Here is a 13,363-nt window from a genome sequence, read left to right as displayed (position 1 = left end):
CACCATGGATCGAGCTGAGCAGCGGGCCTTGCGGAAGCGGCAGAAGAAGGAGGAGCGGGCGCGGCGTCGGGCGGCGCGCGAGCCCAGCGTGCTCGTGCAGGAGTTCTGGAACCTGCCCAACATGCTGACGCTGGGGCGGATCTTCCTCATCCCCGTCTTCGTGTGGCTCACCTACGACGCGGACCCGTACTCCTCGCTGCTGGCGGCGGCGGTGTTCGCGGTGGCCGCCATCACGGACGTGGTGGACGGCTACCTGGCGCGCCAGTGGAACCTCATCACCGTGGTGGGCAAGTTCATGGACCCGCTGGCCGACAAGCTCATCGTCATGGCCGCCCTGGTGATGATGGTGCGGCTGGGGCGCATCGCGGCCTGGGTGGTCATCGTGCTGCTGGCGCGCGAGCTCATCGTCAGCGGCCTGCGTACCATCGCGGCGAGCGAGGGCATGGTCATCGCCGCCGGGCAGGAGGGCAAGTGGAAGACGTCCCTCCAGCTCGTGGGCATCATTTCGCTCTGCGTGCACTACGAGCACCTGATCGACGTGGGCTTCTATTCGGCGCCCGTGGACTTCAACAAGGTGGGTCAGCTGTTGGTCTATCTGTCGGGGGCGTTCTCGGTGTGGAGCGCCGTCGTGTACTTCCGTGCCTTCCTCGCCATGCTGGCCAGACGGGGGAGCGGAACGGACGCACAGAAGGCTTGACGCACCTGGGAGCGGACTGTATATCCCCCCTCACTTTCGACGGCGCCGCGAGGCACCGGCGAGAGGCTTCAGGAGTCGAGAGAAGCGGGAATAGCTCAGTGGTAGAGCATCGCCTTGCCAAGGCGAGGGTCGAGGGTTCAAATCCCTTTTCCCGCTCCAATACTCCGACCTGATGCGGGAATAGCTCAGTGGTAGAGCATCGCCTTGCCAAGGCGAGGGTCGAGGGTTCAAATCCCTTTTCCCGCTCCAACAAGAAGGCCCCCTGGGAGACCAGGGGGCCTTTGTTTTTTCCAGGTCCGGCCCCTGGCTCGGACAGCGAACCGGCCATCGCGAGGAGCGGGGCCCCGTATGTCCGCCTGCCTCGCGTACCGGCTCTGGCCTGCTATATGAAGGCCGCCCCATGTTCCGCCACTTCCGAGAGCTGTACCAATACCGGGGGTTGCTCATCAGCCTCGTCCAACGCGAGCTGAAGGCGCGCTACCGCGGTTCCGTCCTCGGGTTCTTCTGGACGTTCCTGAACCCGACCCTCCACATGCTGGTGTACGCGCTGCTCTTCACCGTGGTGATGCGGCAGAACATCCCGAGGTACGCCTTCTTCATGTTCGTGGGCCTGCTGCCGTGGATCTGGTTCACCAGCTCCGTGGGCGCCGGCGCGAGCACCATCAGCGACCGGCGGGACTTGATGACCAAGGTGCGCTTCCCGGCGCAGGTGCTGCCCTCCACGGTGGTGGCCACCAACCTCATCAACTACGTGCTGTCCCTGCCACTGATGCTGGTGCTGGGGGCCTTCTACGGCGTGTGGCCCACGTGGCACGTGGTGGCCTTCCCGCTGGTGGTGCTCATCCAGCTCGTCTTCACCCTGGCGCTCGTCTACATCATCTCCGCCATCAACGTGACCTTCCGGGACCTGCAGCACATCGTGCAGAACCTGCTCACGCTCTGGTTCTTCTGCACGCCGGTGCTGTACCAGGCCAGCACCATCGCCGATCCGCGGATGCGGGTGCTGGTGACGCTGGTCAATCCCGTGGCCATCCTCATCACTTCGTACCAGTCCATCTTCTACGAACACCGGCTCCCGGACGGGTTGCCCCTGCTGGGGCTGGCCCTGGGGTCGCTCGCGCTGTTGTGGGGTGCCTCGCAGCTGTTCGAGGCCCGCCGCGAGGAATTCGCGGAGTCCATCTAGTCGCCAATGCAGGAATCCATGGACGCCATCGTCATCCGTGACGTCGTGAAGAGCTTCCGGAAGCGGACCATCCGGGGCGAGTACACGACGTTCAAGTCCGAGCTGCTGCGCTGGATGCGCGGGCAGCGCCAGTCCGAGGAGGCGCGGCTCATCACCGCGCTGCGCGGGATCGATCTCACCATCCCCCGGGGAAAGACCATGGGGATCCTCGGGCGCAACGGCTCGGGGAAGAGCACGCTGCTGAAGATCATCACCGGCATCTACGCGCCCACGTCGGGCTCCATCCAGATCAACGGGCGCATCTCCGCGCTGTTGGACCTGGGCGCCGGCTTCCACCCGGACTTCTCCGGGCGGGAGAACATCCTCATCAACGGCATCATCCTGGGCATGAGCCGCGCGGAGGTACGCGCGCGCATGGATGAGATCATCGCCTTCAGCGAGCTGGGCGAGTTCATCGACGAGCCGGTGCGCACCTACTCCAGCGGCATGTACATGCGCCTGGCGTTCGCCGTGGCCACGCACGTGGACCCGGACATCCTCATCATCGATGAGATCCTCGCCGTGGGCGACGAGCACTTCAGCAAGAAGAGCCTCGCCAAGATGACGGAGTTCAAGCGGCAGGGGAAGACGATCGTCCTGGTGACGCACGACCTGGGCACGGTGGCCTCGTGGTGCGACAGCGCGGCGTGGCTGGACGGCGGGCGCATCCGCGAGGTGGGCGAGCCCGCGAGGGTCATCCGCCACTACCAGCAGGCGCTGCGGCTGGCCGAGGCCCAGGGCTCTCCGCTCCTGGCCCCCGCGCTCAGCCCGGGCGGAGGCGCGCTCCCCTCGCTCCAGGGCGCCGACACGGCTCCGACGGGAATCCCCGTGGTTTCCTCGGGGAACGAGGCCCCCGTGGCTCCGCTGGTGGAGTTGCACGCGGTGGACCTGGTGGCGACCCGGGGCGATACGGGCGTGGTGGTGGATACCGAGCAGGGTCTGGAGGTGCGCATCGGCTTCTCCACCCGGACGCCCGTGTCGGACGTGGGCTTCGCGGTGGACATCCGGCGCGAGGGCGGCACCCAGGTGTTCGGGACGAACACCTTCCTCGAGAAGGTGGAGCTGCCGAGCCCCCTGCCGGAGCGTGGGACGGTGCGCTTCGTCATCGAGCGCGTGGGTCTGACCCCGGGCCGGTACACCCTGGCCGTGTCGGCCCGCTCGGCCAATGGCGCGGTGCATGCCACCGGCGGGCAGCCGAGTGTCTTCGAGGTGCGCTCGCCCATCGCGGACGAGGGGTTGGTTCGCCCACCGCACCGGTGGGTCATCGAGCAGGCGGAGCCCCTGCTCAACACGGCCTCGTGAGGCTCGGCGGGAGGAACAGGTGAAGCGGCAAGCCGATGGCGTCCGCCTGGGCGTCGTGCTGTACCGGAACTCCCATCACGAGCTGTCGCGGTTGGTGGCCTCGTTCGGGCTCGGCCGGCGCTCGCCGGGGACGCCTCCGTTCGAGGTGATGTGGCTCGACAACTCGCCGGACGAGTCGCTGCGCGAGGTACTGGCGGAGCTGGCGCCGGGCAGCGACTACCGGCACTCGGGCGGCAACTTCGGCTTCGGCATCGCGCACAACCGGATGATGGCGCGAGCCTTCGCCGAGCCCGGGGTGGGCCACTACGTGTGCGTCAACCCCGACGCGGTGCTGCACCCGGACTGTGTCCGCGAGCTGGTGGCCGAGACGCGCCGCCACGCGCGCACGGGCCTGGTGGAGGCCCGCATGTTCCCGGACGAGCACCCCAAGCCCTATGATCCCATCACGCACCAGACGCCCTGGTGCTCGGGCTGCGTGCTGCTCATCACCCGGGAGCTGTACGAGGCGGTGGGCGGCTTCGATGAGCGCTTCTTCATGTACTGCGAGGACGTGGATCTGTCCTGGCGTGCCCGGGCGGCGGGTTTCTCCACGCATGTGGCGCCCCTGGCGCTGGCCCACCACTACACGGTGACACGCGAGGTGAGCCCCCGGCGGGAGCAGAGCGTGCGCCGCAGTGGTGCGCTGCTCGGCGCGAAGTACGGCGACGCGGCGTTCGCCGAGCTCTGCCTGAAGGCGTACGGCGAGCTGGGCGGGCCGCCGTTCCCCAGGCCCACCGTGGAGCGTCCGTCCCGGGAGCTCGCCCGGGTGGCGGACTTCTCCCAGGGCTTCGATTTCGCGGGGTCGCGCTGGTGAAGATGCCCACCGACATGGAGTCAGAGGTGCCACTGCACGCCTGGGTTCTCGAACAGGTCGGGAGGGGAGCGCGCGTGCTGCTGCTCGCGCGCGACGAGGTGCTGGCGGAGCGGCTGGTGGCCGCCGGGTGCACCGTCCTGGACATGGCCGGGGCCTCGGAGTCGGACAGCCCGTTGGCGGAGATGCTGGGCTGGCTGGCACCGAGCCACGTGGTGCTCTCCGGGGACGGTCCCTCTCCAGTCCTCGAGGAGACGCTGCGGACCCTCGTCGAGGCCGTGCCTTCCGCGACGCTGCTGGTGGGCGCGCGCAACGCGGCCTCCTCGACCGCGCTGTTGGAGACGCTCTCCGGTCAGGCTCCGGCGGTCCTCGGCGCCACCGAGGCGTCCCTGTCGCGCTGCTTCTCCGCGCTCGGGCTGAAGGTCCTGGCGCGGCGCGCGGTTCCTTGTCAGCCCCGGACGACGGCGCTCGCCGCCGGGACGGAGACCGCGTTGAGGGGCCTCCTCGCCCAGCTCTCCCCGGCGACGGAGACGGATGTGTTGTTCTACGCGCTCACGTCCTCCGGTGACCGGGAAGAGCCGGCCGCGCCAGCGCGCGTTCCCGGGCTGCTCAGCGTGGTGCTGTGGGCCGGGGATGCCCAGGCTCGCTCGTTGCTCGACGAGGCCCTGTTCTCGCTCGCGTGCCAGGAGCAGCATCCCCTGGAGATCCTCCTCGTCACTCCCTCACGGGACGAGGCGGCGCGTGAGCTGCTGGAGCGCTACCAGGCCATCGGTGGCTACACGTTCGACCTCGTCGAAGCGCAGGCCCCGGCGGCGTTCGTCGAGGGGCTCCGCCGTGCCCGGGGACAGTACCTGGCGTTCCTCGATGCGGCGTGCGTCGTCTACCCGGACCATTACGTGAAGCTCGTCCAGACGCTGCGGGATGGTCCGGCCGCATGGGCGGTGTCTCGCGCCCGGCGGACGCCCCTGGAGGGCGCCGAGCGGTTCGTCCCCCACAAGCGGCCACTGCCGCTGGGTGAGCACCTGGAGCCGGCACACCTGTACCAGGAGCCGTCCCTGCTGTTCGCCCTGATGGTGGATCGCTCGCGGCTGGGGCCCTTCTCCCTGGAGCGTGCCGCCGAGCGTGCCTCCGAGCTGCCCCTGCGCCTCGCGGCGCTCTTCGAGCCCACCTTCCTGGGCGGCATCGCCTCCTGCGAGCAGCGCTTCACCGGCCCTGACCCGCAGGAGCCGGTGGCGCTACCGCCGGAGCTTCGGATGCTCACCTCGCTGGGCACCGTCGAGGAGCGGGTGGTACGGGCTCGGGCCGAGGGCGCGAGCGCGAAGGGCCTCCGGCATCGATTCCTCGACGAGCTGAACAGCCGCTTGCGCGAGCGCGTGCCGGGCCTGCACGGCGCGCTGAAGTCCCTCGCGGGTCGGCTGGTGCGCTAGACGTGCGCGGGGGCCGGCTCGTGCTCCTCCACGATGGGGGTGGCCGCGGGCCGCACGCCGAAGTGCTGGAAGACGTTGCGCAGGATGACTCCCCATCGGGGATCCGCACCTGACTTCATCAGGGCCCAGCCGGTGCCGATGGCGCCGGCGAAGAACACCTCTCCACCCGCGGGGCGCTTCCAGTAGATCATCTGGCTGTTGAGCAGCTGCTGGATCTGCTGCTTGCTCTCGGCGGAGAGCTCCTGGCCGCTGTAGTCCCAGAGGGTGTCACCCTTGGTCTCGGCTTCGTCTCGCGTCGCCTGACAGTGCGCCAGCGTCACGACGCCCTTGGGCAGATCCTGCTTGGGGATCAGCCCGTTGATGCGCTGCTGGGGCAGGTCGATGCGCACGTCCCACTCGTGGCCCACGGCGTCACTGGCGAACTTCGCTCCCTGGACGAGCTCGGTCCCCTCGAAGAAGGGATGCTCCGGTTTGTCGCAGGTGAATGCGAGGTAGTTGTCGTTGTTGATGTAGCCCACGCTCTCCAGTCCGAGCAGGCGCCAGCATGAATGGCCACTCTCGCGCATCAGGCTGCCGAGCAACCCGTCGTTGCTGTGGTACAGCTCCCCGGGAATGGCGTGGGACAGCCCTCCCGCGGCCCCGAGCCGCTCGGCCTTGCGGCACTCCATGGTCGTCAGCTTGCCGTCGAAGCTCACGCGCCAGAACATGGTGTTTCCCGACAGCGCGATGACCTTCCCTCCCTGCTTCAGGTAGCTCTCCACTCCCTTGTAGGCGGGGATGGACCAGTACTCGCTGTGCCCGTTGATGAGCACCACCTGGTAGCCCTTGAGGAGCTCCGGGTTCTGGTGCAGGTCGAAGTCGGTGGCCACGTCGAAGTCGTAGCCGTTGCTCTCGAGCCAGAGGTGCGTGAAGCGCTCGGCACGGGACAGGTGGCTGTAGCAGGTGTTGGCGGAGCTGTAATAGGTGTAGGGGGACGCGGCCGGCCAGGGCAGGTTCAACCCCATCTTGTACGTGGGCTGCTCGGTCCGGTGGTTGCTGTAGAAGTTGTATTTCGGAGCCTCGGAGGGGTCTTCCTGTCCCGTGACTCCCCAGAACTGGCGAGGATCGTTCCCCGTGTGGTTGGGCGCGAACGGCGTGCCGCAGTAGGCCAGCCAGGTATTGGTGGCGCAGAGGACGAGGATGGGAGCCTTGGGCAGACCCCTGGCTCTCCGGACCACGAAGGTGACGTCATAGATGTGCTGGAACGCGTCCCCGTGGCGCACCCGTCCCACGTAGATGCCCGGCGTCAGGTCTGGCGGGAGGGCGAAGGCGTGGGACTCCTGCCAGTAGCAGTCGTACAGGTCGTCGGAGGCCAGGCGCAGGGCGTGCCCGCGCGTCGCATCCTTCGCGGGATTGTACCCCTTCTTGAAGCGCGAGCCGTTCGCGCCATCGAAGCCAGGCCCACCAATCATCCAGGTTCCTTCATTGATGATGTGGCCATGACGCTTGTTCCCGCTGATGTCCGCGACCTCGCTCCCCTTCTCCTCGGACAGGGGCCAGCAGGCGAGCACCCCCTTGAGCGGGGGCGGGTGCAATCCCTTGTCCGCGTAGCGCTGCTGGATCTCCCCGGCGGAGAGCGCGCGGTCGTAGATGACGGGCATGGCCAGATCGCCATTCAGGAACTTGCAGGTCCGCGGCTGACCGTCGATGACTTCGCCATAGGCGCCCAGGCGCAGCGGCGCGGTTCCCGGCCGGACCGGGCCTGTCAGCGGAAAGGGGCCCGCCACCCGCTGGCCGTCGATCCAGAGCGAGACCTGGCTCCCATCCCAGACGCCGACGAGGTGGTGCCAGTGGAATCTCGTGAGGGGCCTGGGGCTGCGCACGAGCCGTGAGCCGTCGAAGTCCGTTCCCTGGCCGAAATAGAGGAGGACGTACCCGGCCGGCGTGAGGAACAGGCCGATGCCGGACGCATCGGGGAACCTGTGCTGCGTCAGCACTCCCTGCCAGGAGTCGAGATCCCACGGCCGCACCCAACACTCCAGCGTCAGGGCCTTGAAGGGTTTGTCGGGCAGGCCGGTGTCCACGTTCACGTACGAGCCAGGGCGGATGGGCTGTTGATTCGGGCCGCCATCCTGGGCCGGGAGCAGCTCGACATCCTCCGACGTGCCGTCCGGGTTCGTGCCCAGCCGGACGACGGAGATGCGGTAGGGGACGCTGCTGCTGACGCGAAAGTGGAGGGTGTCACCCGCGAAGACGCTCTTCTCCGCGTAGGCGTGTACGCCCGTCAGGTGTATCTCTCGCGAGGGCTCCAGTGCCATGTCGTCTCTCTCCCATGTCACCGGTCCGCCGCTCACGGCTTGCCGCGTCGACCGGTGATTCTTGCTGGGAGGGAGGGTGTTGCCTGTCCCATGTGACGACCATCTGCCCTCTGGGGGGGCCCGGTCAGCTCGCCGGGTCGCTCACCGGACCCATCGTGGACATCCGCCCGAGGTGTCCCTCCACGTCATCCAGCAGACAGGCATCGTGCAAGAGCCGCTGGAAGGCGGCGGAGGCATCGAAGGCCTCGCGTGATTTCTGCCAGGCACGCACGCGCACGGCGAAGAAGGATCCGGGCATGCGAGCGAGCTCATCGACCGCTCGCACCTGCTCCTCTCCTTTCCGGAGGAGGTACTCGTCCTCGGGCTCCACGTACCAATCGGCGGGGAAGGGCGTGTCGGCGATGAGCAGCAGGCCCCGCGAGAGCGCCAGCATGGGCAGGGGATCGTTCCGGCCGAGCGGCTCGTGGGAGCTGTGGAGCAGCACCCCAGCGCCCTCCAGTCGCTCCAGCAGCGCGGAGGGTTCCAGTCCCCTGGGGAGCAGCTCGACGGGGACCCGCTCGCGAATCCGCTCGAGCACGGGAGCGGAAGGCGAGGCCCACTCCGGGACGAGAAGTCCGGTCCGTTGCAGCCGGGGTCCCCCGGTGAAGCGGTGCGTGTCCACGGGCAGCGGGAGTGTCTGGAGCCAGGGGAGCGAGGCCAGCCCGGCGGGGATGGGGGATTCGGGCCAGGTGAGCCAGCGGAACTCCGAGAGCACCGCGAGGGACTCGACCCCATCGAACGGGGCCGGGACGATGCCGACCTTCATCCCGGGGAGCCGCGCCACGACAGCCCCATCGAGCCGCTGCGGCTCGAAGACGAGACAGGCCCCGGCGCCCCAGGCGCGCACCTCGTCCGCGGCCGAGACTCCACCGTCCCCGCCGAGGGCGAAGAACCGGAACTCGGCCCACTCCGCCGTGCGCGGAACGTGTGGCTCGAACACGGGCCGCCCGAGGAACGCCACCTTCATCCGTGCCAATGGCGGGAGGACCCTCATTCCAACCTCCGGGTGAAGAACGCGCGCACGGAGTGCTTCAGGGCGTCCGGCACCAGCCGCTTCACGGCCTCGATGCCCGGGTTCCTCTTGAGCTTCCGGTAGCGCTCGAGCAGCAGCCGCTCGCCAGGGCCGGCGTCCAGCGAGACCTCCGCCACGTGCCGGACCTCGTCGAGCCAGTGCTCCTTCATCGTCGCCATCGCGGCGAGCGCGGGGCGGAGGTGCTCGTTGCGCAGGCCCTCTCCGTGGAGCCGTCGCAGCTCGCCTTCGAACTGCCCGATGCTGGTCTCCCAGTCCGGGAAGGCACGGGCGGTGCGTAGCGCCCCGGCCCGCAGGCGGTCGAGGTACGCGGGCGAGGCCGACAGCGCCTCCAGGTAGCGCGGGAGCTGCCGCCGGTCGTGCGGAGGCACCAGGAGCGAGTTCTCGCCGTGCACCATGTACTCGTCGGAGCCGGTGACGGTGTAGGTGATGGCCGTGCCGCCCTGCGAGAACATCTCCAGCGGCGGGCCGAACATGCCCTCGACCCGGGAGAGCTTCAGCATCACGTCGTACCGCTGATACACCTCGTGGACGCGGTCGATGGGGATGCGCTCGTGCACCTGGACGGGCCGACCTCCCACCACCGGCACCTGCCCGCCGCTGCTCGACGAGAGCCAACCCACCTGGAGCTCCACCCTGGCGCGGGCCTCCTCGAGCAGCGCGAAGGTCTCGGCCACTCCCTTGAAGTCGATGCCCCAGGGGCCTTCCACGAGCACCCGGAGCGGACCGGTGCGCGGCGCGGGGGCCTCGACACAGGGGAAGTGCTCGCGGCTCAGCCCGTTGCGGACGTAGAGCACCTGTCCCGCCGGTTGCACGGTACGGATGAACTCGGCGAGCCACCGCGCCTCGGTGACGAAGAGCAGCGGCAGCGAGTAGGTGATGCGGTTGAGGTGCTTGAGGTGGCCTTCCGGCCGGAAGCGCGATTCGAGGCTCTGGTTCAGGTAGCCGTAGACGGCGCTGTCCAGGCGCCACAGGTCGAACCAGGTGAGCCACCAGGTGGCGAAGACGAAGTCGAAGCGCTCGTGCGCCGCCTCCGTGAAGGTCTGGAAGCGCAGCTCCGGCAGCCTCGGGTGCCAGGGGGGCGAGGAGATGCGCACCGGCTGGTGGGTGACGAGCACCACCTCGTGGCCGAGCGCCCGCAGCCTCCATGCGTACTCGATGATGACGTTGGCCCCGCCCGAGATGTTGCCGACGTCGCCGGCCAGGAAGGCGATCTTCATCGGGCCCCGCCCTTGGGCTTCTTCGCCTTCCGGGACGCGCGAGGCTTGTCGTCGGAGGGCTTCGCGTCCGCCACGCCACGCTCCGCCTCGAGCCGCGCCAGCCGGCGCTCCATCTCCTGCCGCCAGAGGGCCTGGGTCCGCGAGCTCTCCTGCTGGTGCTCGTAGATGACGGCGAGCGACTCGAGGATGGCCTCGTTGAACTCCACCTGCCGGCGCATGATCTCGTTGATGAACGGCTGGAAGGCGAGCCGGAAGGCGCGCTTGGCGGTCACCAGCACCGGGCCCACCACGGGGCGGTGGGAGGAGGGCGGATCCGCGTAGCGGGTGTCCTTCTTGTTCCTCGGCGCCTGGAGGACGGGCGGCCACTCCGGGGACGAGGGAGCGCGCTCGGACACCTCGAGCAGGCGCCGCACCTCATCCAGCGTGGCCTCGGGCGCGGCGGGGAGTCTGGCGGTCTCCGCGGCGACGGCCTCGGCGGAGGGCTCTTGGGTCAACAGGTCTTCAGCGCGCACGGAGGCCTCCACGGGTGTCGAGGACATGGATGATGCGCTCGGCGGCCTCGTCGTGCCGGCCGGCATCCAGGGTGATCAACCGGTCGCCGTAGTCCGGCACTCCGGCCGGGCGCTCGGAGGAGAAGGTGACACCCCACGCGCGCTCGCCGATCCGAGGCACCGTGTCGCGGGCCACCCGCGTGTCCGCGCCGAGGAAGAGGGCCGGTGCCCCCGAGCTGCACACGGCGGTCTCCAGGGACGAGGAGCCTGGGAGCTCGCCGGAGGCTCCACGCGGCAGGGGCAGGTCGGGGCTGAAGCGCCACACCTCGTCCCCTCCAACGAGGTCCACGGCGGGAGCGGTGGCGGTCAGCAGCGCGCCCGCTTGGAGCGACAGCACGCGAGCCCTCGGGAGCCGCTCCATCAGCCGCCGCGCGAGCTGGGACATGGGCGCCTCCGGCTCCGCCGAGAAGCCGGGACACACCAGCTCCACCGTATGGCCCGTGGTGGATGGGGCGGGGCGGGTGAACGTTCCCTCGAGGAGCGGGCGCAGGGCCTCGTGCACGGCGGTGGCGACCGAGTCCTGCTCGAGACCCCGCAGCCGGGCACGCTGGGCCTCCACCACCCGGGCACGCAGATCGGGCTTGCGCTCCAACACCGCGAGGAGCTGGGCCACCTCCACCGGGTCTCCCGACAAGGTGGCGAGCCCCGCGCCGGCCATCGTCTCGGGCACGGCCGCCGCACCGTAGGCCACCACCGGTACGCCCCGGTACATGGACTCGAGGAGGGGCACGCCGAAGCCCTCGTGCCGGCTCATGGACAGGTACGCGGTGGCCACGGAGAAGCAGGCGGAGAGCTGGGCCGCGCTCACCCGGCCCAGCAGCAGCACCCGCTCCGGTCCGAGCACGTCCCTCAGCCCGAGCAGCCATGCCCCATAGGCCGAGTCGCGATTGAGGTAACCGGCCACCAGCAGGCGGCTGCGCGGCTGATACAGACGCTGGTACGCGGTGAAGACGCGCAGCACGTCATCCACGCCCTTGCTAGGCACCGCGCGGCCCACGAAGAGGATGTTGGTGTGGCCGTCGTCCAGCTCGGCACGCAGGGTGGGGTCGGGCGCCACGTCGAAGGCGCGCCAGTCCACCGCGAAGGGGATGACGGAGACGTTCGGGAAGCCGCCGGCCACCAGCTCCTCGGCGCTGAAGCGCGAGTAGGCGAACGCGCACTCCACGAGCGGCCGGAGGGCGAGCAGTTCCTCGCGCGCCGCCACGCAGCCGGCCGCCACCTTGCGCTCGAAGCCCTCGAGCAGCCGGGCGGGCGTCACGTTGTGGTACACGAGCGCCTTGCGGCCGGGCGAGCGCCGGACGAGCGGGACGAGCCGCGATTCGTAGCTGTGGTGGATGAGCAGCAGCGAGTCCTCATCCGCCTCACGGGGATAATCCCGGGCCGGGCGGACCTGGGCGCTGCACTCCTCGTCCCACTGCTCCGCGTAGATTTCAGAGGCATGGCCCCAGCCGCGCAGCAGCTCGCGCAGGTAGCGGACCTGGTTGCCCACCGCGTCACCCCAGGCGAGCCGGGGGACCAGTTGATGGACGGCACGAAGCGGGGGAGCGGCGGAGCGCATATCTCGTCGCGGTGGGCTCAAGACGCCTGCTCCCTTACAACCCGGGCCATACGGCACACAAGCTCCGCGGAGGTACGGCCTCCTTGACGGCCGATGGGGGCTCCGCTACTCGGGAGCCTCTCTTCGTCGTTTCGGCAGGTTTCATGAACGTCCTCGTCACAGGCGGTTGCGGCTTCATCGGTTCCAATCTCGTCAGGTACCTGCGCCGGGTCCGGCCCGAGTGGAAGGTCGTCAACCTCGACAAGCTCACGTATGCCGGCAACCTCGAGAACCTCATCGATCTCGAGTCCGACAAGGGTCACGTCTTCGTCCGCGGGGACATCCTCGACCGGGAGTTCGTCGAGCGGCTGATGCGTGAGCACTCCATCGACGCGGTGATGCATCTGGCCGCCGAGAGCCACGTGGACCGCTCCATCCTCGGCCCCGAGGTCTTCGTCCAGACCAACGTGCTCGGCACCCAGCGGCTGCTGGAGGCGGCGCGGCAGCACGGTACCATCAAGCGCTTCCTCATGGTCTCCACCGACGAGGTGTACGGCTCGCTGGGCCCCACCGGCGCCTTCACGGAGAGCTCGCCGCTCCAGCCCTCCAGCCCGTACTCGGCCTCGAAGACGGGCTCGGATCTGCTCGCGCTGGCCTGGCACCACACCTTCGGCCTGGACGTGGTCGTCACCCGCTGCTCCAACAACTACGGCCGCTACCAGTTCCCCGAGAAGCTCATCCCCCTGATGGTCGTCAACGCCCTGCACGACAAGCCGCTGCCGGTGTACGGCGACGGCGCCAACGTGCGCGACTGGCTCCATGTGGAGGACCACTGCCACGCGCTGCTGCTCGCGCTGGAGAAGGGCCGGGGCGGCGAGGTCTACAACATCGGTGGCGGGGCCGAGCGCAAGAACATCGAGATCGTCAAGGCCATCCTCTCGCTGCTGGGCAAGCCCGAGTCCCTCATCCGCTACGTGAAGGACCGGCCGGGGCACGATCGGCGCTACGCCATCGATCCCTCGAAGATCAAGGCCGAGCTGGGTTGGACGCCCGCGCACACCTTCGAGCAGGGTCTGTCGGAGACGGTGCGCTGGTACGTGGACAACCGCGAGTGGTGGCAGCGCGTGATGAGCGGCGCCTACCGGGACTACTTCGACACGCAGTACAGCACGCGCCTCCAGGCCGGGTGAG

11 protein-coding genes and 2 tRNA genes are annotated in these 13,363 nt (G+C 69.1%); 8 read left to right on the top strand and 5 right to left on the bottom strand.

Translation table 11 applies throughout. The features are described 5' to 3' along the window. Positions 1–4 precede the first annotated feature (4 nt). The 7 genes from pgsA (at position 5) to NR810_RS24360 (ending at position 5,498) form a co-directional block, all read left to right on the top strand. A complete protein-coding gene (gene pgsA / locus NR810_RS24390; RefSeq protein WP_257455772.1) occupies positions 5–697 on the top strand; it encodes a CDP-diacylglycerol--glycerol-3-phosphate 3-phosphatidyltransferase in 693 nt (230 codons plus the stop codon). Positions 698–781: 84 nt separating this feature from the next. Next, positions 782–856: transfer RNA gene (locus NR810_RS24385), tRNA-Gly, on the top strand. Between the two features lie 15 nt (positions 857–871). Further along, a tRNA-Gly gene (locus NR810_RS24380) sits at positions 872–946 on the top strand. 151 nt (positions 947–1,097) lie between these two features. Beyond that, complete coding sequence (locus NR810_RS24375) at positions 1,098–1,880, top strand: ABC transporter permease (protein ID WP_257455770.1); 783 nt, start codon at positions 1,098–1,100, stop codon at positions 1,878–1,880. Positions 1,881–1,886: 6 nt separating this feature from the next. Continuing rightward, positions 1,887–3,221 (top strand): ABC transporter ATP-binding protein, encoded by a 1,335-nt coding sequence (locus tag NR810_RS24370; RefSeq protein ID WP_257455769.1) that lies wholly within the window; start codon positions 1,887–1,889, stop codon positions 3,219–3,221. A gap of 19 nt (positions 3,222–3,240) precedes the next feature. Then, a complete protein-coding gene (locus NR810_RS24365; protein WP_257455767.1) occupies positions 3,241–4,074 on the top strand; it encodes a glycosyltransferase family 2 protein in 834 nt (277 codons plus the stop codon). Positions 4,075–4,076: 2 nt separating this feature from the next. After that, positions 4,077–5,498, top strand: coding sequence for a glycosyltransferase family A protein (locus NR810_RS24360; protein WP_257455766.1), 1,422 nt, complete (start codon positions 4,077–4,079; stop codon positions 5,496–5,498). On the opposite strand, the gene NR810_RS24355 is transcribed toward NR810_RS24360, so the two are convergent. From NR810_RS24355 to NR810_RS24335, 5 genes are all read right to left on the bottom strand, one after another. Further along, positions 5,495–7,795 (bottom strand): LamG domain-containing protein, encoded by a 2,301-nt coding sequence (locus NR810_RS24355; RefSeq protein ID WP_257455764.1) that lies wholly within the window; start codon positions 7,793–7,795, stop codon positions 5,495–5,497. The genes NR810_RS24360 and NR810_RS24355 overlap by 4 nt on opposite strands. Positions 7,796–7,919: 124 nt before the next feature. Beyond that, a complete protein-coding gene (locus NR810_RS24350; protein ID WP_257455763.1) occupies positions 7,920–8,828 on the bottom strand; it encodes a hypothetical protein in 909 nt (302 codons plus the stop codon). Beyond that, the gene (locus NR810_RS24345; protein ID WP_257455762.1) at positions 8,825–10,084 is read right to left on the bottom strand and encodes a glycosyltransferase; all 1,260 of its coding nucleotides are present in this window, start codon (positions 10,082–10,084) and stop codon (positions 8,825–8,827) included. Before NR810_RS24345 ends, NR810_RS24350 begins: the two co-directional genes overlap by 4 nt. Then, entirely contained in the window at positions 10,081–10,596 is a 516-nt protein-coding gene (locus NR810_RS24340; protein WP_257455761.1) for a hypothetical protein, read from the bottom strand. Before NR810_RS24340 ends, NR810_RS24345 begins: the two co-directional genes overlap by 4 nt. Continuing rightward, positions 10,586–12,193: a glycosyltransferase gene (locus NR810_RS24335; protein ID WP_257455760.1), complete on the bottom strand. Its 1,608-nt coding sequence runs from the start codon at positions 12,191–12,193 to the stop codon at positions 10,586–10,588. The genes NR810_RS24340 and NR810_RS24335 overlap by 11 nt, the downstream gene beginning before the upstream one ends. A 143-nt stretch (positions 12,194–12,336) precedes the next feature. Here NR810_RS24335 and rfbB point away from each other — a divergent pair, with 143 nt between their 5' ends. After that, positions 12,337–13,362, top strand: a complete 1,026-nt coding sequence (rfbB, locus tag NR810_RS24330) for a dTDP-glucose 4,6-dehydratase (RefSeq protein ID WP_257455758.1) — start codon at positions 12,337–12,339, stop codon at positions 13,360–13,362. Position 13,363: the final 1 nt, after the last annotated feature.

The sequence above is a fragment of the Archangium lipolyticum genome (assembly GCF_024623785.1).
Classification (GTDB): domain Bacteria; phylum Myxococcota; class Myxococcia; order Myxococcales; family Myxococcaceae; genus Archangium; species Archangium lipolyticum.
The sequence above is the reverse complement of the archived record's forward strand: the minus strand, read 5'-3'. Positions and strand labels throughout refer to the sequence as shown.